Source organism: Aestuarium zhoushanense, from assembly GCF_056431045.1.
The window spans coordinates 431,954-452,700 of sequence record NZ_JBWKMA010000023.1; the positions used below are offsets into that span (position 1 = coordinate 431,954).

General features: G+C 57.3%; 21 protein-coding genes. 10 read left to right on the plus strand and 11 right to left on the minus strand.

What is annotated here, in order from left to right:
* Nucleotides 1-35 precede the first annotated feature (35 nt).
* Both AC07ED_RS13830 and AC07ED_RS13835 read left to right on the plus strand, forming a co-directional pair.
* On the plus strand, nucleotides 36-689 hold the full coding sequence (locus AC07ED_RS13830; RefSeq protein ID WP_105234017.1) for a sigma-70 family RNA polymerase sigma factor: 654 nt from the start codon (nucleotides 36-38) through the stop codon (nucleotides 687-689).
* A gap of 3 nt (nucleotides 690-692) precedes the next feature.
* Complete coding sequence (locus tag AC07ED_RS13835) at nucleotides 693-1,334, plus strand: ChrR family anti-sigma-E factor (RefSeq protein WP_105234016.1); 642 nt, start codon at nucleotides 693-695, stop codon at nucleotides 1,332-1,334.
* Here the strand turns inward: AC07ED_RS13835 and AC07ED_RS13840 are convergent.
* From AC07ED_RS13840 to AC07ED_RS13880, 9 genes are all read right to left on the minus strand, one after another.
* A complete protein-coding gene (locus AC07ED_RS13840; protein ID WP_105234015.1) occupies nucleotides 1,324-2,478 on the minus strand; it encodes a DNA recombination protein RmuC in 1,155 nt (384 codons plus the stop codon). The genes AC07ED_RS13835 and AC07ED_RS13840 overlap by 11 nt on opposite strands.
* The gene (mutL, locus tag AC07ED_RS13845; RefSeq protein WP_105234014.1) at nucleotides 2,478-4,322 is read right to left on the minus strand and encodes a DNA mismatch repair endonuclease MutL; all 1,845 of its coding nucleotides are present in this window, start codon (nucleotides 4,320-4,322) and stop codon (nucleotides 2,478-2,480) included. The genes AC07ED_RS13840 and mutL overlap by 1 nt, the downstream gene beginning before the upstream one ends.
* Nucleotides 4,323-4,376: 54 nt before the next feature.
* Entirely contained in the window at nucleotides 4,377-5,687 is a 1,311-nt protein-coding gene (locus AC07ED_RS13850; protein WP_105234013.1) for a M16 family metallopeptidase, read from the minus strand.
* Nucleotides 5,684-7,012, minus strand: coding sequence for a M16 family metallopeptidase (locus AC07ED_RS13855; RefSeq protein WP_105234012.1), 1,329 nt, complete (start codon nucleotides 7,010-7,012; stop codon nucleotides 5,684-5,686). Before AC07ED_RS13855 ends, AC07ED_RS13850 begins: the two co-directional genes overlap by 4 nt.
* 78 nt (nucleotides 7,013-7,090) lie before the next feature.
* Entirely contained in the window at nucleotides 7,091-7,588 is a 498-nt protein-coding gene (locus AC07ED_RS13860) for a DUF3035 domain-containing protein (protein ID WP_105234011.1), read from the minus strand.
* A 59-nt stretch (nucleotides 7,589-7,647) separates the two neighbouring features.
* On the minus strand, nucleotides 7,648-8,151 hold the full coding sequence (lspA, locus tag AC07ED_RS13865; protein WP_105234010.1) for a signal peptidase II: 504 nt from the start codon (nucleotides 8,149-8,151) through the stop codon (nucleotides 7,648-7,650).
* Nucleotides 8,151-9,740 (minus strand): bifunctional phosphoribosylaminoimidazolecarboxamide formyltransferase/IMP cyclohydrolase, encoded by a 1,590-nt coding sequence (purH, locus tag AC07ED_RS13870; protein ID WP_105236254.1) that lies wholly within the window; start codon nucleotides 9,738-9,740, stop codon nucleotides 8,151-8,153. The genes lspA and purH overlap by 1 nt, the downstream gene beginning before the upstream one ends.
* Before the next feature lie 13 nt (nucleotides 9,741-9,753).
* Nucleotides 9,754-11,463 carry a heparinase II/III family protein gene (locus tag AC07ED_RS13875; RefSeq protein ID WP_105234009.1) on the minus strand — a complete coding sequence of 570 codons (1,710 nt, stop codon included), beginning with the start codon at nucleotides 11,461-11,463 and terminating at the stop codon, nucleotides 9,754-9,756.
* Nucleotides 11,464-11,578: 115 nt separating this feature from the next.
* Nucleotides 11,579-12,850, minus strand: a complete 1,272-nt coding sequence (locus AC07ED_RS13880; RefSeq protein ID WP_105234008.1) for an RsmB/NOP family class I SAM-dependent RNA methyltransferase — start codon at nucleotides 12,848-12,850, stop codon at nucleotides 11,579-11,581.
* A gap of 66 nt (nucleotides 12,851-12,916) precedes the next feature.
* On the opposite strand from AC07ED_RS13880, the gene AC07ED_RS13885 reads away from it, so the two are divergent.
* Nucleotides 12,917-13,090: a DUF1674 domain-containing protein gene (locus AC07ED_RS13885; protein ID WP_105234007.1), complete on the plus strand. Its 174-nt coding sequence runs from the start codon at nucleotides 12,917-12,919 to the stop codon at nucleotides 13,088-13,090.
* Nucleotides 13,091-13,100: 10 nt separating this feature from the next.
* Here AC07ED_RS13885 and dapB read toward each other — a convergent pair whose 3' ends face one another.
* Nucleotides 13,101-13,910, minus strand: a complete 810-nt coding sequence (dapB, locus tag AC07ED_RS13890; RefSeq protein WP_105234006.1) for a 4-hydroxy-tetrahydrodipicolinate reductase — start codon at nucleotides 13,908-13,910, stop codon at nucleotides 13,101-13,103.
* A gap of 97 nt (nucleotides 13,911-14,007) precedes the next feature.
* Here dapB and rbfA point away from each other — a divergent pair, with 97 nt between their 5' ends.
* From rbfA to truB, 3 genes are all read left to right on the plus strand, one after another.
* On the plus strand, nucleotides 14,008-14,418 hold the full coding sequence (gene rbfA, locus AC07ED_RS13895; RefSeq protein ID WP_105236253.1) for a 30S ribosome-binding factor RbfA: 411 nt from the start codon (nucleotides 14,008-14,010) through the stop codon (nucleotides 14,416-14,418).
* A gap of 5 nt (nucleotides 14,419-14,423) precedes the next feature.
* Nucleotides 14,424-15,122 carry a phosphodiester glycosidase family protein gene (locus tag AC07ED_RS13900; RefSeq protein WP_105236252.1) on the plus strand — a complete coding sequence of 233 codons (699 nt, stop codon included), beginning with the start codon at nucleotides 14,424-14,426 and terminating at the stop codon, nucleotides 15,120-15,122.
* A 63-nt stretch (nucleotides 15,123-15,185) separates the two neighbouring features.
* On the plus strand, nucleotides 15,186-16,088 hold the full coding sequence (gene truB / locus AC07ED_RS13905; protein WP_105234005.1) for a tRNA pseudouridine(55) synthase TruB: 903 nt from the start codon (nucleotides 15,186-15,188) through the stop codon (nucleotides 16,086-16,088).
* Here truB and AC07ED_RS13910 read toward each other — a convergent pair.
* Nucleotides 16,085-16,396: a hypothetical protein gene (locus AC07ED_RS13910; protein ID WP_105234004.1), complete on the minus strand. Its 312-nt coding sequence runs from the start codon at nucleotides 16,394-16,396 to the stop codon at nucleotides 16,085-16,087. The two genes, truB and AC07ED_RS13910, sit on opposite strands and share 4 nt — an antisense overlap.
* Before the next feature lie 92 nt (nucleotides 16,397-16,488).
* Between AC07ED_RS13910 and AC07ED_RS13915 the strand changes: the two genes are divergently transcribed.
* The 4 genes from AC07ED_RS13915 (at nucleotide 16,489) to pnp (ending at nucleotide 20,647) form a co-directional block, all read left to right on the plus strand.
* The gene (locus tag AC07ED_RS13915; RefSeq protein ID WP_105234003.1) at nucleotides 16,489-17,010 is read left to right on the plus strand and encodes a DUF1643 domain-containing protein; all 522 of its coding nucleotides are present in this window, start codon (nucleotides 16,489-16,491) and stop codon (nucleotides 17,008-17,010) included.
* 80 nt (nucleotides 17,011-17,090) lie between these two features.
* Entirely contained in the window at nucleotides 17,091-17,852 is a 762-nt protein-coding gene (locus tag AC07ED_RS13920) for a calcium-binding protein (RefSeq protein ID WP_105234002.1), read from the plus strand.
* Between the two features lie 136 nt (nucleotides 17,853-17,988).
* Entirely contained in the window at nucleotides 17,989-18,258 is a 270-nt protein-coding gene (gene rpsO / locus AC07ED_RS13925; protein ID WP_067551996.1) for a 30S ribosomal protein S15, read from the plus strand.
* 250 nt (nucleotides 18,259-18,508) lie between these two features.
* Nucleotides 18,509-20,647 carry a polyribonucleotide nucleotidyltransferase gene (gene pnp / locus AC07ED_RS13930; RefSeq protein ID WP_105234001.1) on the plus strand — a complete coding sequence of 713 codons (2,139 nt, stop codon included), beginning with the start codon at nucleotides 18,509-18,511 and terminating at the stop codon, nucleotides 20,645-20,647.
* The last annotated feature ends 100 nt before the right edge of the window (nucleotides 20,648-20,747 follow it).

The following is a 20,747-nucleotide window of genomic DNA, read 5'->3' on the forward strand; positions in this document are numbered from 1 at the left end:
GTGATCCAGAACGCGCTTTGCGGCGTAACATCTTTATGTTCACGCAGACCCAAACACTCGATTCAGATAGACCTGTCCAGCCGTACAGCTATGGTTGGTCCAAGACAGTTGGATCGAAACCAAAGGAAACGTCGCGCGTGACCGAACAGAAGACCCCCGCTCGGGCCGAATGGCTCGACGAGATTTACGCGGTCCGCGATACGCAGGATCAGGCAGCGTTTGCGCGCCTGTTCGCGCATTTCGCGCCGCGGGTTAAAGGGTTTCTGATGCGGTCAGGCGCGTCAGCGGACGTCGCAGAGGAATGCGCCCAAGAGGTCATGGCGACCATCTGGCGCAAAGCCGCATTGTTCGACCCAGCACGGGCGAGTGTTGCGACATGGATTTTTACCATCGCGCGGAACCGCCAGATCGACATGATCCGGCGCGCCCGACGCCCCGAACCAGAAGATCTCGCTTGGGGACCAGACGCCGAACCCGATCAGGAAGAGGTGCTCGTCCTTCAGGAAGAAACCAACAAACTAGGTGAGGCGATAGCAGCCCTGCCTGAGAAGCAACGAGAGTTGATCCAAAAGGCCTATTTCGGCGATCTCAGCCATTCTGAGATTGCGGAACAGACCGGACTGCCGCTTGGCACGATCAAATCCCGTATCCGATTGGCGCTGGACCGCTTGCGCCACACGATGAGGTAAGACATGGCTGAAATTAAGCATCACCTAACCGACCAGCTTTTGATGGGCTACGCCGCTGGCACCCTTCCCGAAGCCTTCAGCCTCGTGGTCGCAACCCACGTGTCTCTCTGTGATGAGTGCCGTTCTCGCCTCGGTGAATTCGAAGCCGTGGGCGGCGAGGTCATGATGTCCGCAGGGTCAGTTTCCATGTCAAACGACGCCTTCGCCGCGACGATGGCGCTGATCGCGAACATGCCCGAAGCCCCGCGGAAACGCTACGCCAAGGGTATCTTCCCTGCCCCGCTCCAAGACTACGTTGGCGGTGACAAAGATGACGTGCGCTGGCGGCCCGTTGGCGGCGGCGTCCGTCAAATGATCCTAGCGTCTGACGGTGGTGCGACTGTGCGCCTGCTGCATATTCCAGGCGGTGTCGCCGTGCCCGATCATGGGCATCGCGGCCTAGAACTGACGCTGGTCCTGCAGGGCGCGTTTAAAGACGAATCCGATCGTTTTGGCGTAGGTGATGTTGAAGTCGCAAACGAGGACTTGAACCACACGCCGATCGCAGAAGAAGGCGAAGCATGCATTTGCCTTGCCGCGACCGATGCACCGCTAAAGTTCAATTCGTTCCTGCCGCGGATCGCGCAGCGGTTCGTTAAGATTTAGGCACGGACAGCGGCACCACGGCGGGATCAGCGTCGGGTGCCAATTCTTCGAAATCAAAGTTATCGAGACGTTGCGCACGGCGCCCCGCCTTATCCGCACTGATTTTGATCTCTGCGATATCCTTAGCCGCCATCCCGAAATGACGGTCGAGGTTTTCAACTCGCGTGCCCAGACGATCAACGTCCGTATAGAGCAGGGCCAGTTCCTTGCGAATGGCCCCAGCCTGTTCGCGCATCCGCGCATCCTTCAAAATCGCGCGCATCGTGTTGAGGGTCGCCATGCAGGTCGTCGGGGAGACGATCCAAACCCGCGCATTGAACCCCTCGCGCACCAACTCACTAAAGTTGGCGTGGAGTTCGGCATAGACGGCCTCGGACGGCAGGAACATCAACGCGCCGTCCGCTGTTTCACCCTCGATGATGTACTTCTCACTGATCGCCTTAATGTGGGTACGCACCGCTGTCCGCATCAAACGCGCAGCGTCGTTCAGCTCGTAATCTGACTTCGCACGGCGGAGCGCCTCATAGGCCTCCAATGGGAACTTACTGTCGATCACAATCGGCCCCGGAGGGTTCGGCAAGTGAATCAGACAGTCGGCCCGTTTGCCGTTCGATAGAGTATGCTGAAGGCTGTAGCTATCCGAGGGCAAAGCCTTGGACACGATGTCATGCAGCTGGATTTCACCGAACGCGCCGCGTGTCTGTTTGTTCGACAGAATGTCCTGAAGACTCAGCACATCGCCGGACAGTTTGGTGATGTTCTCTTGGGCCTTGTCGATGGTCTTTAACCGCTGCTGTAGTTCGCCAAGTGACGCCGCCGTAGTCTTCGCGCTGGTCGTCAAATTGCGGTTCATCATCTCGGTCACGTTCTGCAACCGCTGCTCCATCAGCTTGAGCATATTAGCCTGCGACTGCGCCTGCGCCTCGGTCACCGATGTAAGGCCGCCAAACAACTGCTGCTGACCGTCCGACAGCATCTGTACGCGCTGCGTCACGCCACCCATTTGGCTTGCAACGATCTGCGCCATCTGCGTCGACTGCCCCGCACGCTTCACAACCATCATCAGCAGGATCACTAGGATCAGCGCAAAACCCGCACCAACAATTGCGATCAAGGTCAGAGGATCATTCAGGTCAATCGTCATCAGGTCCGTCCAAACAAATGTTCAATATCGGTCAGCCGCAATTCCACATATGTCGGGCGACCGTGGTTGCATTGACCGGAATGAGGCGTCGCCTCCATCTCGCGCAGAAGCGCGTTCATCTCTTCCGCCCGCATACGACGCCCAGATCGGATCGACCCGTGGCAGGCAACACGCGATAGGATGGCCTCGATCTTGGCTTGAACCGCTTGGCTATCGCCCAAATCGGCAAGCTCATCCAAGATATCCATCAACATGGCTTTCGCGTTCACCTCGCCCAAGATCGCAGGTGTTTCGCGCACACAAATCGCCCCACCACCAAATGGCTCGAGCGTAAGGCCAAGCCGAGCCAAGTCGTCAGCAATCTCCAGCAATCGCGCTGCATCGCCCGACGACATCTCTACGATCTCTGGGATCAGGAGCGCCTGCGCCGCAACACCGTTTTCCGCCATCTGTCGTTTCAGCTTTTCATAGACAAGCCGTTCGTGGGCTGCGTGCTGGTCCACGATGACCATGCCCGTTTCGGTCTGCGCGATGATGTAGTTCTCATGCACCTGCGCTCGCGCCGCACCCAGAGGCAATGACTCGAGCGGTTTCACCTCGTCCTCAGTCACCTCTTCGAACCGAGCCGAGGGTGCCGCCATTTCCGCAAAGCCCATCGATTGCGGTGCAGGGGCTTGCATCTGATATGTCATCGCACGCGCGCCATAGGACGGTCGATCCATCTGATACATCGGCCTCTGTGGCATCTCTGGGCGCATCGCCCCAAGCGTATCCACAGCTACAGTCGTCGATGCCCTATGCCCTGCATTTGCAAGCGCGTGGCGCAGCCCAGACACGATCAATCCCCGAACAATGCCGGGTTCACGAAAACGCACCTCGGACTTTGCGGGATGGACGTTCACATCGACCAGTGTCGGATCACAATCGACAAACAGTGCCGCCGCAGGATGACGATCACGGCTCAAGAAATCCATGTAGGCACCACGCAGAGCGCCCACCAAAAGCTTGTCCCGAACAGGGCGACCATTAACAAACAGAAACTGCGCGACGGCAGAGCCACGAGAATAGGTCGGCAACGCCGCATAGCCCGTCAGGTGAAACCCATCCCGCTCTGCATCAATCGGCAATGCGTTGTCGGCGAATTCACGGCCCAACACCGCTGCAAGACGACCGTTCAGCGCATCGAACATCTCGCCTTGTTCCGAATCCGCGCGGAATACTTCACGCCGATCCCCATTCGACGCGTCGATTAACGAAAAGCTCACATAGGGTTCAGCCATCGCCAAACGCTTCACGACATCCGTGATCGCCTGCATTTCTGCCCGATCGGTCCGCAGGAATTTCAGTCGCGCAGGGGTCGCATAAAACAAATCCCGCAGCTCGACGACGGTGCCCGCCGACAGCGCGGCGGGTTTGACCGCCTCAATCCGCCCACCCGCGACCGTAATCGTCGCGGCCTCGGCCCCCGCAACGCGAGAGGTGATCGACAAACGACCAACCGCACCCAACGACGGCAGCGCCTCGCCACGAAACCCGAAGGAGTTGATGTTCAGCAGATCGGAGCCATCGATTTTCGAGGTCGCATGACGCGACAGGGCCAAAGGCAATTCATCCGATGGAATACCCCAGCCATCGTCCGTCACACGGATCAGCGTCTTACCACCATCAGCAATCACGACCTCGATCCGACGCGATCCCGCGTCGATAGAGTTCTCGACCAACTCTTTGACGGCAGAGGCTGGGCGTTCGACCACCTCACCCGCCGCGATTCTGTTAATCGCAGCATCGTCCAATTGTCGGATATGCGGACGGGTTTCGGGTATATTGGGGTCAGATAAGGCCATGCCACAAGGTTTAGCACGGCCCCACACGATTCTAACAGGGGTATTTCGTGAACATTACTCTGTCGTTTCCAACCCGACAGGCTGACCGACGACCACGAAATGCAGGGCTTCGGGGTCGAGAATTTCACGCGCCACGCGGTTCACATCCTCCAAGGTCACCGCGTTAATATAGTCATTCCGATGGATCACATAATCGACCGGAAGCCCCTCGACCTGCATCCCAACCATAATTCCCGCGATCGCTTGATTGCTGTCAAAACGAAGCGGATACTCCCCCGTCAGGTAGGTCTTTGCGGCATCGAGCTCTTCTTGAGAGACACCCACGGTCGCAACGCGCGCCCACTGATCCATGACGACATCCAACGTTTCGGCCATCCGATCGTTCGCTGACGCAACAGAACCGAGCCACATTTCGGCGTGATCCTTAGGGACCAAATAGGAATAAATCCCGTAGGTCAGCCCGCGTTTTTCGCGCACCTCTTCCATCAGGATCGACTGGGGGCCGTTCCCTCCTAGAATGGTGTTCAGGATATATGCGGCAAAGAAATCCTCATCATCGCGCTTTAGACCCGCCTGACCAAACAGCGCAACAGATTGCGGCGTATCGAACGGCACCACCGTCACCCCACCCTTGAGACCAAAGTCGACGTGATCTGGCAACGCCGGGCCATCTTCTGGCAACCCTGCCAAAAGCTGATCAACCATCGGACCAACGGCCTCTGCATCAATATCGCCAACGACAGACACATAAGCACGCGACCGTACCAACGCATTCCGGTGGGCTGTGAACATGTCGTCTTGGGTCAGCGCATTGACCGTCTCAACAGTTCCGCTGTCGTCCGAGCCATAAGGATGATCGCCAAACGCAGCGCTGTAGAATGCCTCTCCAGCGATCCGATTTGGGTTCTTAGCACTGGACGCGATATTGGCCAAAACCTGTCCCCGCACACGATCTATGGCGTCTTGATCGAACCGCGGCTGATTGATCGCCTGAGCCAAAAGTGCGACCGCCTGATCACGATTTTCAGTTAGGAACTTAGCCGAAATCGTCACGCCGTCGTCGTAAGAATCAAATTCGTAGGTTGCGGCCAATGCCTCCCGCGCCGCTTGAAACTGCTGGGCAGTCATGTCGCCCGAACCTTCTTCGATCAGGGCCATCATCAGGTTTGTCGCGCCACGCTTTCCTGTCTCATCCAAGGCCGTGCCGCCGACAAAGTTTACCTCAAGCGCCACAAAGGGAATAGAATGCTCTTCTACGAGCCAAACATTGATACCCGATGGCGTTGTGAGTTCCTGAATGGCAACGTCAGCACGGGCAGCAATAGCAGTGAAACCGAATACAAAAGCAGCGATAAAGCGGATCATTTGAGCTCTCCTTCGCTAGCCGCAACCCACATTGTGACGGACCTCTTGGTGTCCAAAACCTCTGCTGCGACCGCTTTGATGTCATCGGCGGTTACGGCCTCTAGTACGGCTGGCCAATCCTGAACGTCTTGAACGGTTAACCCTTGGGACAGTGCGGCGCCGTATCGATTGGCCAGTCCTTCAACGTTATCACGTGCGTAAATCTGCCCCGCGCGAAGTTGAGTGCGAATGCTTTCAAGCCGAGCCGCGTCAATCTCCGAGGCAAGAAACTCTGCGATCGCAGCATCCATTGCAGCCTCTACTTCGGATAGAGCGACGCCCTCAGCTGGGGCCACGCTTAGCGAAAATGTGGTATCATCCAATTTATCGGCATCGTAGCCAGCACCAGTATAAACAGCGAGCTGCGTATCAAATTGGAGCGCCACTCCAAGAGCAGAAGAAAACGGTGATCCACCCAACATTTCCGCCAAATAAACTAGCGCAGCGGCTCTCTGTTGATCACCGCTATCCCGTTCAGGGGCCAGATAACTGCGTGCCAAATAGGGTTGCGACACACGCGGATCGACAAAGGTTAATCGACGGGCAGCGGTCTGCGGTGGTTCTTCGGCACGTAGCCGTTCGGGCAAGTTTTCCTCGGGCGGGATGACGCCATAATACTGATCGGCTAGGATGCGGACTTCGGCAGGATCGACATCACCAGCGACGACTAGAACGGCATTATTGGGGCTATAGTAGAGGTCGTAAAACGAAAGCGCGTCCTCTAGCTCGAGGCTCTCCATCTCGTGCTTCCAACCGATCACAGGAACACCGTATCGATGGTTCAAATACTGCGCGGCCATCATTTGTTCACGCGCCAAGGCGGTCGGGTTGTTCTCGACCCGCATATTTCGTTCTTCGAGGATCACGTCGCGTTCAGTGGCAATGTCCGCTGGCGTCAGCCGGAGATTAACCATCCGATCAGCTTCCATCTCCATCATCAACGGCAATCGATCCGCCGCAACCCGTTGATAATATGCGGTATAATCATAACTCGTGAACGCGTTGTCCGACCCACCATTCGCCGCGACGACCTCGGACAGTTCACCCGACGCCATGTTGTCGGTCGCCTTAAACAGCAGGTGTTCCAAGAAATGCGCGACGCCCGATTGCCCCAACGGTTCATCCGCAGAGCCCCGCCGATACCAAACCATATGCACAACGACAGGAGCTCGATGGTCTTCGATGACCACCACATCCATCCCGTTATCGAGGGTAAAGGTCGTCACCTCTTCGGCGATGGCAGGCATGGCCAAAAGGGACAGGGCAGCAAACAGAGTTCGGAACATACGCATCCTCCAACAGGGTCTCGTTGAACCTACCCCACAGGGCAGCCACCGCAAGACGGGGAAACGCAGTTGTTACTGTCAGTTAGCTGGGGGAGCAGAGGGCACTGCAGCGCCCAAGGAGCGGAACCGCTCTAGCTCTGCATAGGCATCCAGAGATTGGCCACGATACGCTTGGAAATAGCGATCACGATTAAAGATGCGGAACAGAGACAAATTGGTGCGACGTTTGCGGAACGCAGCATCTTCATCCGCCAAAACAGAACGGATCGAAGGATCAACACCGAAACGGGACACTTGCGCCATGAGAGCTGCATCACCGCCAACGCCGCCCGTCACAGATCCGCCCAGAACCGCGATGGCATCCGCTTGAGGATCTGCATCCGCGAGGTTCACACCGCCAGGAGTCGGGGTGGGCAACAGGTTCATCGACTGCGGGATTTCCAAAGTGCGCGTGGGTTGAACGCCGAATTCATCAGGCGATCCATCCGTCAGACTGGTCCGGTGCAGGGTGCGCTCACCGCCGCCACAGGCCGACAACGTCAGCGCCGCACATAGGGCCAGTAGTAATCCACGCATTTGATACCCTCCGGATTTCGCCTTGTGTTTAGCGCAGGATGAGGCGCTCGTCACGGGGTCTATTTCTGCGGCTTGGCGGGCTTCCGCTCTCCAGTAAAGATCACAAGCCCCAAAGCACCTACAAAAATCGCGATATCTGCAACGTTAAACGCATAGGGATTTTCAAAGCCACAGCAGGACATATTCAGGAAATCTGCCACCGCACCGTAGAGAACCCGATCGACGACGTTGCCAATCGCGCCACCGATCAACAGACCTGCTGACAGATACGTCCAGCGATTGCCGCCTTCACGCTTTAACCACCAGAGGACAAAGCCCGAGATACCAATCGCCAGCGCAATCAACGCCCAGCGCATATCCAACCCAGCAAAGAGTCCGAAATTCACGCCGGGGTTCCACGCCATCCGGAATTCGATGAACGGCGGCAAAACCTCGATCCGTTCGAGCACCCGCAGGCCAAGAACGTGAACCACCAAAAATTTGGAGATCTGATCTAAGAGGAAGGTCCAGAATCCGGCCCAAAAAACGAGCCGGAATCCGTTACGTGTTGCGCGCCCAGTCATCAGTGACGGAAGTGGCGCATGCCGGTGAAGACCATCGCGAGGCCCGCCTCGTCTGCGGCTGCGATCACTTCATCATCGCGCATCGAACCACCCGGCTGGATCACGCAGGTCGCGCCAGCAGCAGCGGCTTCCATCAGACCGTCAGGGAACGGGAAGAATGCGTCAGAGGCAACAGCAGAACCGATGGTCAGCGGTGCGGGAAGACCCAGAACATCCGCCATACGTTCAGCTTTCTTTGCCGCGATCAGGGCAGAGTCGACGCGGCTCATCTGGCCCGCACCAACGCCAACCGTTGCGCCATCTTTGACGTAAACAATTGCGTTGGACTTAACGTGCTTGCCGACTTTCCACGCGAACAGAAGGTCCGCCATCTGTTCGTCGGTCGGTGCCTTTTTCGTCACGACCTTCAGGTCGTCCATACCGATAAAGCCCGCGTCTTTGTCTTGCACCAGCATACCGCCAGCGACCTGACGCACGGTGAACGATGCGTCGAGGACATTGGGCAGACCTTCCGTAGTCAGGAGGCGCAGGTTTTTCTTAGCGGCAAAGATCGCCTTCGCTTCGTCCGATGCACCTGGCGCAATGACAACTTCGGTAAAGATTTCAGTGATCGCTTGCGCGGTTTTAGCGTCGAGCGGCTGGTTCAGCGCAACAATGCCACCAAACGCCGAGGTGCGATCGCAATCGAATGCTTTTTGGTAAGCTTCGATCAGGGTCGCGCCTTGGGCAACGCCACAAGGGTTTGCGTGCTTGATGATCGCAACGGCAGCAGTCTTGGCCGGCTCAAACTCAGCAACCAGTTCATAGGCCGCGTCGGTGTCGTTGATGTTGTTATAGGACAGCTCTTTGCCCTGATGCTGAACGGCAGTCGCAACACCGTGGCGCGCTGTGCCATCAACGTAGAACGCCGCGCTCTGGTGCGGGTTTTCGCCATAGCGCAGAGTTTGCTTGATCTCGCCAGCAACAACGCGACGGCGTGGAGCGTCCTCGCCAATTGCATTGGCCATCCAGTTCGATACGGCAGCGTCATAGGCGCCAGTGCGTGCATAAGCGATCTGCGCCAAACGCTGGCGGAACGCATAAGTGGTCTGACCGTCGTTTGCGTCTAGTTCTGCCAACAGGGCAGCGTAATCTTCAACATCCACGACAGTCGCAACAAAACCGTGGTTCTTCGCAGAGGCACGGATCATCGCAGGGCCACCGATATCGATGTTCTCGATCATCTCTTCGTAGTCCGCGCCACGGGCCAGAGCAGCTTCGAACGGGTAGAGGTTCACGACCAACAGATCGATGCCACCAATGTTGTGCTCTTCCATCGCCTTAACGTGATCCGCATTGTCACGCAGGGCGAGAAGGCCACCATGCACATTCGGGTGCAGGGTCTTTACACGACCGTCCATCATCTCGGGGAAACCTGTGATGTCGGCGACGTCTTTGACCGTCAGACCAGCATCACGCAGGGTTTTCGCCGACCCACCAGTCGACAACAACTCGACACCACGAGCAGCAAGCGCCTGCCCCAGTTCGATCAATCCGGTTTTATCGGATACAGAAAGCAGCGCACGGCGCACGGGGTAAAGGTCGGTCATCGTTTTCTCCGGTTCAGTCGTTTTCCAGCCCTGCCGGATCGTCCATGGCATAATCACGCACCGCGTTTGGTGTCTCGTGCGCCTTTGCCAAAGTCCAGCGAACGCGCGTCGCATAGGACATCGCGCGCCCAGATAAAACCACTTGTTGTGTCGCACGGGGCTTTAGTCGGCCATTTTCTAGGAAAACTGACGGTTCAAGCCGCATTTCAGCCGATCCATCGTGACGAAACACCCAAATCTCGCCACTCTTGAGCGTCAGCGACACAGCCGTGCCCCCCATATCCAAGGAGGCCTCGACCTCGGGATGCAGATGGAACCGCAAGCCAAAAGGAATCCCCCCCGCATCACGCTCCATCGCACGGTCAAACCGCAGTTTGTCGGCGTCACTCAGCGTGGTCAGCAGGTCTTCGCCCGATAGATCCCGCCCTTCGACCGACAAATCCAGCGTCCGCGCATGGGTCAAACCATGGGTCATCTGGTAGCCATTATGGGCGACTTCATATCGAGTGCCGAACTGCGTCGTCGAATATTCGGCAGGAACAAGGTCGGGCGTATCCACCAACAGCTCATGGCGGATGCCGTTCAATCGGCTTGGCGCACCCAGACGGGACGACGAATATCCTGCGAGAGAGAGCGTCGAATGGCTCGCCGTTGCACGACCAAACCGCCGCCAATCCGTGCCAAAATTTCGGCCAGACCCACAGGACACCACAACAGGACGACGTCCAGAGGTCAGTTCGAACGCACAGGTCGATGCGTGTGCATCATAACTCGCCTGACCTGTAGGAGGCGGGGCCGCATCAATCACAACCGTCGTGCGCCCAGCCGCCAGTCGGCCATACCCCATATGTCGGCTGTGATCGGGCAGGTCCTTATTCCCCGATGCGCCCAGCGCATAGTCAAGCCGCCCATCAATTCCACGTCCCCCACCATGGAACCGTGCCAACCCACCGTCCGCATGACGCATCGCACGCAGGGTTGGTGCAATCCGATTGATCGCGGCGGTGATGGTTTCAGGAACGGGACGTTCACTTTCCTCAAGAGCCTGAACGACCCAACACAAAAGCGTCAGAACATCCAAAAGCTCCTCGGGATTGCGTGTCGGAACACCGCCTTCAGCGTCGATCTGATCCCGACAGTCCCGCGACAACGCAGCCAAGGCGGGCGCAACATGCGACGACATTCCTTCGAGCGAGAGGCCCGCGTAGATCATACCAGACAGCGCTTCGAACCGCGGCAAACCGGGGAGCGTGGATTTCCAACGCCGCGAAAGGAACAACGTCTGTCGCGCGAGGCTGGTCAAATATTTGTCGATATCGACCTTTTCTCGCGACCGCATAATGAAAAAGCCGTGGTTGATCCACCGGATCAGACGCCGCCCCGTGAGGTCAGGCGTCCAACCTGGCCCGCGACCTCGCCCGTAACGGTCGATCCATTCAAACACCCAATCTTGCGCTTTGGTGCGGGCCTTGTGATCCCCAACCGCAGCAAGATCATCCAACCACGCACAGCCATGCAACAACGGCGCAATCGGCGACTCTTCGGTGGCGATATCCCAAATCGACGTGTCGGGTGCTTCGACCAACTGACCCGCGAATAAGAAGTTACCAGCACAGAGCTGACGGCCTTTGGCGAAGAGACCAATCGACTGCGGTTCTGGCTGCGACACGAAGCCCGTTGGCAACCGCTTACGGCCAGCCAACCGCGCCTGAAAGCGGTTCATGAAATGGGTATATTTCCCACGCCGTGTCGTTGGTTGGGCCAAATCAGGTCTGCCTCGGTCTGCGGTGTCCGCGTCATTGTTTTGTCGCGGATGTTAGCTGCCAAAGCAACGTGTGTCACGCAGGCTTTCGCACAACTGCAAGGTAAAATCCGTCCATACCGCCCTTGTCCGCCCAGTAGTCTGGACGCAGACGCAGGCCGCCTTCTTCGGTGATCCATTCGGGGTCCACACCCTCGATCAACAGCGCATCACGGTCGATGGTCAGGTCAGGATGACGCTCGAGCAGCTCTTCGATCTGAACTTCACCCTCATCTGGCAAAAGGCTGCAGGTGCAGTAAACCAATCGCCCACCCGGTTTCACCAGCGACAACGCGTGATCGATCAGACCAACCTGTTGGTCGATCAGAGCCCCAAACTCGCTCCCGTTTTTCGCATGAGGCAGGTCAGGGTGCCGACGGATTGTGCCCGTTGCAGAACACGGCGCGTCTAGCAGAACCGCATCAAAACCGCCCTCGTCAAACGCAAAGGCGTCCGCAACGACGATCTTGGCCGTCAGACCTGTGCGCGTCAGGTTTTCCTGCACCCGTGCCATCCGCGATTCCGATACGTCCAGCGCCGTGACCTCAGCGCCAGCTGCAGCCAATTGCATCGTCTTACCACCGGGGGCCGCACAAAGGTCGAGGATGGTTTCCCCCGCTTTCGGGGCCAATACCTTAACAGGGATCGCCGCTGCCGCGTCCTGAACCCACCAGTCGCCAGCATCAAAACCAGCCAAGGCAGAGACCTGCCCGCCATCAGACAGACGCACGGATCCTGTTGGCAGCACTTCTCCACCCAATGCGGTCGCGACGGCCTCGGGATCGGTTTTAACAGTGATGTCGAGTGGCGCGCCACGCATCTGCACGTGCTCCATCGCCATCACGGCCTTGTTGCCCCATGCCTCGATCAACGGAACGCGCAGCCATTTCGGCAGTTGCGGAACGGGCAGCTTGCCCCAGTTATCCGACCTTTCGGCAGCGACCTTGCGCAGCACGGCGTTCACCAGCCCCTTAAGGCCAACCGTCTTGCGATCCTTACCAACGATTTCGACATATGCGTTCACAACGCCATGACCAGCAGCACCTGTCAGCAATTCAAAGGACGCCAACCGCAGCGCGTTTTGCACCGACAAAGGCGGCATTTTCCGCAAATGGGGTTTCAAAACCCGATCCACACGCCCCAATCCGCGCAGGGTATCGACAACCAACCGCTGGGCGCGGGCGCGATCTTCGGGTTCGAGCTTGGCCAAGTGGTGCGCTGTCACTTCGGACAATAGACGACCATCTTCGGTCACGGCGTTTAGCAGTCTATGCGCAGCTAGGCGCGGGGCAATGCCGGTCTGTGTCATGGCGTCCTCTTGGCCGAAAAGATAACCCCGACTATATCAGAGGAACCACAGGGACAAGGAAAGCCCATGACTGATCAAAAAGACCTACCGCCCGCAGCACTCCGCGCATTGGCCGAAGCCGAAGAACGCCGCAAAGCTGCAAAGCCGTTGCACCTGCCCACCGAACTCGGCGGACGCGACGGCCCAGAGGCCGTGCGCTTTGGCGATTGGGAAAAAAAAGGAATCGCGATCGACTTCTGATCGGCCTGTATTAAAGGCCCAGAACGTCAATCATCGAATATTCGCCAGCAGGTTTGCCCTGCCCCCAAAGCGCAGCCTTGAGAGCACCACGGGCGAAAACAGCGCGATCCGTTGCGATGTGGCGCAGCACGATCCGTTCTCCGGCAGCGGCGAACATCACGTCGTGTTCGCCAACGATATCGCCGCCACGAACGACCGCAAAACCGATGTCGCCTTTGTTGCGCGCACCCGTAATCCCGTCACGCCCCGAATCGCGCACGTCCTTGAGCGACACCCCGCGCCCTTCGGCAGCAGCTTCACCCAACATCAGCGCAGTCCCTGACGGAGCATCCACTTTCCTGTTGTGATGCGCCTCGATGATCTCGATGTCGAAATCATCATCCAAGGCCGCAGCAACTTTCTTAGCGAGTACGGTCAGAAGGTTCACACCCAACGACATATTCCCTGCACGAATGATCGGCGTCTTAGAGGCCGCAGCCGCAACCTCGGCCAAATGTTCATCCTCGAAACCTGTGGTGCCGATCACATGCACAACGCCTGCTTTCGCTGCTTCTTGGGCAAAGGAAATCGTCGCAACGGGCGCGGTAAAATCAATGACAGCATCAGCATTTGCAAACGCGGCAGCCGTATCATCCGTGACAATCACGCCCAACGCAGCGCCACCCATAGCCGTGCCAACATCCTGACCAACCCATGCATGGCCTGCCCGTTCAATCGCACCCACAAGACGCGCTTTGTCCGATTCGACCACGGTTTTGATCAACATCTGACCCATGCGGCCCGAAGCTCCGGTGATCACAATACCTGGTAAATCTGTCATATCGGCGTCCTTTGCGTGCGTTTATTCCTGCGTGCACCCCTGCTTGCCCCCCAAAGCCCTGCTTGGCAAGGGCCGACAACAGGCTTACATGAGCAATATGGCAAAGAACCGTTCACATGAAGGTGCCGGACCCTCCCAACGCCAATTGCGCGTTGGCGAAGTTGTTCGTCGCTCCCTATCCGAAGTGCTCGCCCGTGGCGACGTGCATGACCCCGAACTCGGGCGCATGTCGATTACCGTTGGCGAAGTGCGTGTTTCCAACGATCTGAAAACAGCGACAGCTTACGTCCTTCCGCTCGGCGGCAAGGATAAAGAGCTGTGTCTGCAGGCGCTCCGCCGTAATACGGCAGAGATCCGCCATCTGGTCACACGCGGCATCACGCTCAAGTTCGCGCCTCAGATCAAGTTCGAACTCGACGAGACTTTCGACCGCATGGATGACACGCGCCGCATGTTCGCTGATGAACACGTGCGTCGCGATCTGGACCGCTCCGACGAAGAAGAATGACCGCGATGCGTGGGCTAATCGCCCTGCTCTGCATCCTGTGCGGACCTGCAAAGGCGGTCATTTGCACCGACGCTGGTGATTTCACCGTCTGCGCGGTCGACCCCGCGACAGAAGACCTTCGGCTGTTTCACAGCGATGACAACGGCGCAGTCTACGGCAGCTTTTCCGCAGTCGAAGCGGACGTAGGCCCACTGTCCTTTGCGATGAACGCGGGCATGTATCACGAAGACCGCAGCCCCGTCGGCCTCTATGTTGAGGACGGCATCCAAACCATGCGGCTGGTAACGAACTCAGGTCCGGGGAACTTCGGAATGCTGCCCAATGGCGTGCTCTGCATCACCGAAAACAGCGCCCGCGTTATCGAAACGCTTCGCTTTGAAACCGAGGCTCCCGACTGCACCTACGCCACCCAATCTGGCCCCATGTTGGTGATTGACGGTGCCCTCCACCCGCGTTTCCTGCGCGATAGCAAATCCCGCAACTTTCGGAATGGCGTTGGCATCGGTGCCGACGGAACCGCTTATTTTGCAATTTCTAACCGACCAGTAACTTTTTGGGAGATGGGTGAATTCTTCCGCGACGTACTGCAGACAAAGAACGCGCTATACCTTGATGGTAGGGTATCTCGCCTCTTCGCGCCGCAGCTTGGCCGGACCGCAAATGGCGTACGCATGGGACCAATAGTTGGCGTAGTCGCCCCATAGCCTATGGTTGACCCCTAGGCCTATGAGCGATAGTGGGCGCAACCCGACACGACGGAGGTGAACATGGGCAAACGCAAAGGTCGCGATATTTCCGGCTGGCTGGTGATTGATAAACCCGCCGGTATCACCTCGACTGCCGTCGTGAATAAGGTCCGTTGGGCCTTTGGTGCGAAAAAGGCGGGACACGCTGGGACGCTCGACCCCGAAGCGACTGGCGTCTTGGCTGTTGCGCTGGGCGAGGCGACAAAAACGATCCCCTACATCACCGACGCGCTCAAAGCGTATGAGTTTACCGTGACCCTCGGCGCTGCGACGAATACCGATGATGCAGAGGGTGAGATCATCAAATCTTCGGATCAACGTCCCACCGATGACGAGATCAAAGGTGCCTTGGGTGGTTTCCTCGGTGAAATCATGCAGGTCCCGCCGAAATTCTCTGCCGTGAAAATCGACGGTCAGCGTGCGTACAAACTGGCCCGCGATGACGAAGAGTTCGAAATCGCAGCCCGCCCCCTCTGGGTCGAAGAGCTGCTGATGGTTGACCGCCCCGATGCTGACCACGTCGTCCTAGAAATGACCTGCGGCAAGGGCGGTTATGTGCGGTCCATCGCGCGTGATCTGGGTGAGGCACTCGGATGCTTCGGCCACGTCCATCACCTGCGCCGCATCTGGTCAGGCCCCTTCACCGCCGAAGAGGGTATGTCTCTGGAAAAACTAGAAGAATTGGCAAAACAGACAGAGCTAGACAGCTATCTTCGCCCGCTCGAACAAGGCCTCGCCGACATCGCCGAAGTCCGCTGCCCGCCCGAAAGCCTCGCAAAACTGCGCAACGGGAACCCTGCCGTCGTGATAGCGCACGACGTCGAATACGGCGAAGAATGTTGGGCAAGTTTTGATGGCGAAGCGGTCGCTGTCGGCGTCTTCAAAGCAGGCGAAATCCATCCCGCCCGCGTCTTTGTTCGTTAAGCCGCAAGTCCTAGCGTAAAGTCGCTATCGTCGAAATCGCCATCCACCTCGGGATCGCCCCAAGGCAAAATCGCCGTCTGCGGATCAATCGTCGGATAGAAATCCGCTACGGCGTAATAACCGTCATCTTCGTCTGCCGCGTCATCAAACAATGGGTCCAGCGAAGCTGTCGCCACATCGTCAAAACCGTCTTCGTCATGAAGATGGTCATCCTCTGCCGACACATCGGCATCTTTACCGCCTGACGTGAAATCAACAGCGGCGCCCACGCCTAGCGTGGCAAAGGTCAATAAGCTTCCCCAGTCCATCGGTCTGCCTCTCGATTCGTTTCCTATCTCGCTTCCAATCCGGCGAGTTCCTCATCATAGTAGCGAAAATTTGGGTCAATTTATGTCGGAACATGATCGAAAAAAGGCATCTCAAAGGCGATGCAGCGTCAGTTGCAACCTATTCGGATTGTGAAAAATACCGTTATCACCTCACGCGCGAGTGGAATCCATCAGGTCGGCGTGCCCTATTTGTCATGCTCAACCCATCGACCGCGACCGAAGTTCAGAACGATCCCACCGTCGAACGCTGCGAACGTCGTGCCCGTGCGCTCGGCTTTGGCGCATTTAGGGTCACAAACATCTTTGCGTGGCGGGACACGGACCCGAAAAAGATGCGCGCGGCGGCCGATCCCGTGGGCCCTCTGAATGACGGGGCCATCGAAAACTCTGCACGTGACTGGATCCGCGACGGCGATCAGATCATCTGCGCTTGGGGTGCCCACGGTGATCATCTGGATAGAGGCAAGCAGGTTGAAACATTACTGCGTGCTGTCGGAAAACCCCTGTATTCATTAGGTGTCACCAAATCAGGCCACCCCAAACACCCACTCTATATTGGCTACGATCGCCAACCCGAACTCTGGGTCGGTTAACCAGTTAACCCGAGAATCCTCTCAGCCTAGGCCGAACTGCTTTATGGTCGCGGCATGTTCTGTTGTGGATGAGGATTCAAATGTTCTGGCTACTCGGTTTGATGAGCATTGCCGCCATGGGCGCGGCCCTTATCCCCGTCACATCTGATGCGGACGACATCCTGCTGGGCGGCGAAGATATCGACGAAATATCGGGGGGAAATGGCGCAGATTTCATCGACGGGCGCGGTGGCGACGATATCCTGTCAGGTGGCAATGACGATGACGAGGTGATCGGCGGCGCAGGTGATGACACTGTGCTGGGCGACGCAGGGGATGACAGCCTCTTTGGCAGCATTGGCACTGACACAGTTCTGGGCGGAACCGGCGACGATCAGATCATTGGCGGCGATGGTGACGACCTGATGGCGGGCGGCGATGGAAACGATTCGCTCCTTGGCTCGCTCGGGAATGATGTGATGGACGGTGGATCGGGGTCTGATGTGCTCCACGGTGGTTCAGGCGACGATATCCTGAACGGCCGAGAGACGGACTTCCAAACCCGCGACTACCTAAATGGCGGGGCAGGCAACGATGTCCTCTTGGGCGGTGACGGCGATAATCTGAACGGCGGTACAGGTGCGGACATCTTTGCCCTCCTGTCGCGTTCCACGACCGAAGTCGACATCGATGATATGACTGAGGAGGACGTCATTGTCATCGGTTACGAGGGAACTTTGCCCGAACTGACGACAATGACCGACGATGGCGGGCTCCATCTTTTGGCGGACGGAACATCAATCGCCTACCTACACGGGGTCGCCAATTTGGACATGTCGCTGGTCCAGCTTGTCGCCCTCTGACGATTTCCCTTTATTTTATGCAAGGAATCGACTATTCGCCCCCAATCTTCGGTCGTTGGACCGCTTGATACTCCACGGGCCTTGCTGGACGACATCCCGGCACGCGCCATAACCCTTAATCCTAAAGGAGACCCCGATGTCGATTACGCCAGAAGAAAAAGCACGTCTGATCAAAGAATTCGGCACCAAAGAAGGTGACACAGGTTCGCCCGAAGTTCAGGTTGCAATCCTGACCTCGCGCATCGCGACGCTGACAGAACACTTCAAAACCCACAAAAAAGATAACCACGGTCGTCGTGGCCTTTTGATGATGGTTGCTCAGCGTCGTAAGCTGCTCGACTACACCAAAGCAAAAGACGAAGCTCGTTATCAGTCCCTGATCCAGCGCCTCGGCATCCGCCGCTAATCGCGCCAGGTTTTGTGATTTTGATCGCCCGTTCGGTTCCCGAGCGGGCGATTTTCGTTTAAGCGGCCCATCGGGACGCCTACAAACACAAGACTTCCCAAAACCCTATTTTTCCTGTATCCGCCCGCTATCTGAGACGCTGCGCTTAGACCCCGGCGCTCGAGTTAGGATAGAGGGGTCGGTGGCAATGGGGCCACCATGCAAACGGGAGACCCGCAGGGGCGGGAGTGCTCCCAATTAGGATACGCTGATGTTCAATGAAGTGAAAAAATCCATCCAGTGGGGCGAAGAAACGCTCACTCTGGAAACCGGCAAGATTGCCCGTCAGGCTGACGGCACCGTGATTGCCACCCTTGGCGAAACCTCGGTCATGGCAAACGTGACCTTTGCTAAGGAACAGAAACCGGGTCAGGACTTCTTCCCCCTGACGGTTCACTACCAAGAGAAATACTATGCCGCCGGTAAAGTTCCGGGCGGTTTCTTTAAGCGCGAAGCGCGCCCGACCGAAAAAGAAACGCTGACCGCGCGTCTGATCGACCGTCCGATCCGCCCGCTGTTCGCACCTGGCTTCAAAAACGAAGTTCTTCTGATGTGCACCGTGCTGAGCCACGACCTCGTTAACGATCCCGATATCGTTGCGATGATCGCTGCTTCGGCTGCACTGACCATCTCTGGCGCACCGTTCATGGGCCCAGTCGCTGGCTGCCGCGTTGGTTTCGTTGATGGCGAATACGTCCTCAACCCTGAAGTTGACGATATGCAGAACCTGCGCACCAACCCCGAGCAGCGCCTCGACCTGGTTGTTGCAGGCACCAAAGACGCTGTGATGATGGTTGAATCCGAAGCTTACGAGCTGACCGAAGCAGAAATGCTCGGCGCTGTGAACTTTGCTCACCAGCAAATCCAGCCGGTTATCGACCTGATCATTGATCTGGCAGAAGAATCCGCAAAAGAGCCGTTCGAGTTCACTCCGCCGAACTACTCTGACCTCTACGAAGTTGTGAAAGCAGCTGGCGAAGAGCAAATGCGCGCTGCCTACGCGATCACCGACAAACAGGAACGCGTTGCCGCTGTTGCTGCTGCAAAAGAAGCAATCAAAGCGACCCTGACCGAAGAACAACTCGAAGACGGCAACCTCGGTTCTGCGCTGAAAAAGCTCGAATCCTCGGTTCTCCGTGGTTCGGTTGTGAAAGAAGGTAAGCGCATCGACGGTCGTGCACTGGATCAGGTTCGCCCGATCGTATGTGAAACTGGCCTGCTGCCGCGTACGCACGGTTCGGCTCTGTTCACCCGTGGCGAAACCCAAGGTCTGGTTGTTACCACCCTCGGCACCGGCGACGACGAGCAGATCATCGACGCTCTGCACGGCAACTTCCGTTCGAACTTCCTGCTGCACTATAACTTCCCTCCGTACTCCGTTGGTGAAGTTGGCCGCGTTGGTTCGCCGGGTCGTCGTGAAATCGGTCACGGTAAACTGGCATGGCGTGCGCTTCAGGCAGTTCTGCCAGCAGCGACCGACTTCCCGTATACCATCCGCGTTGTATCCGAGATCACTGAATCGAACGGTTCGTCCTCCATGGCTTCGGTCTGTGGTGGCTCCCTTTCGATGATGGACGCTGGCGTTCCGCTCAAAGCACCTGTTGCTGGCGTTGCAATGGGCCTCGTTCTCGAAGACGACGGTTCCTACGCTGTCCTGACCGACATCCTCGGCGACGAAGACCACCTCGGCGACATGGACTTCAAAGTAGCAGGCACCGAAGCTGGTATCACCTCGCTACAGATGGACATCAAAGTTCAGGGCATCACTCCGGCCATCATGGAGAAAGCACTTGAGCAAGCCCGTCAGGGTCGTCTGCACATCCTCGGTGAAATGAGCAAAGCTCTAACCTCGGCTAACGAGTTCTCGGTTCACGCTCCGCGCATCGAAACCATGCAGATCCCGACCGACAAGATCCGTGAAGTGATCGGTTCGGGCGGTAAGGTCATCCGTGAAATCGTTGAAGTTTCGGGCGCAAAAGTCGACATCAACGACGAAGGCATCATCAAAATCGCATCCGCCAACGGCGAAGCGATCCAGAAAGCCTACGACATGATCTACTCGATCGTCGCAGAACCAGAAGAAGGCAAAGTCTACAAAGGCAAAGTTGTCAAACTCGTCGACTTCGGTGCTTTCGTGAACTTCTTCGGCAAACGTGACGGTCTGGTGCACGTTTCGCAGATCGAAAACCGTCGCCTGAACCACCCGTCTGACGTTCTCAAAGAAGGTCAAGAAGTTTGGGTGAAACTCCTCGGCTTCGACGATCGCGGCAAGGTTCGCCTGTCGATGAAAGTTGTCGATCAGGAAACTGGCGAAGAAGCAAAAGTAGAAGAAGCTGCTGCCGAAGAATAAGGCGTTCTTCCTTCGAAATCTTGGGAACCCCGGCGCTCGCGTCGGGGTTTTCTTTTTGCCCTACCCTGTGAATCGAGGCTTGCCAGTTCACAGCATCGTG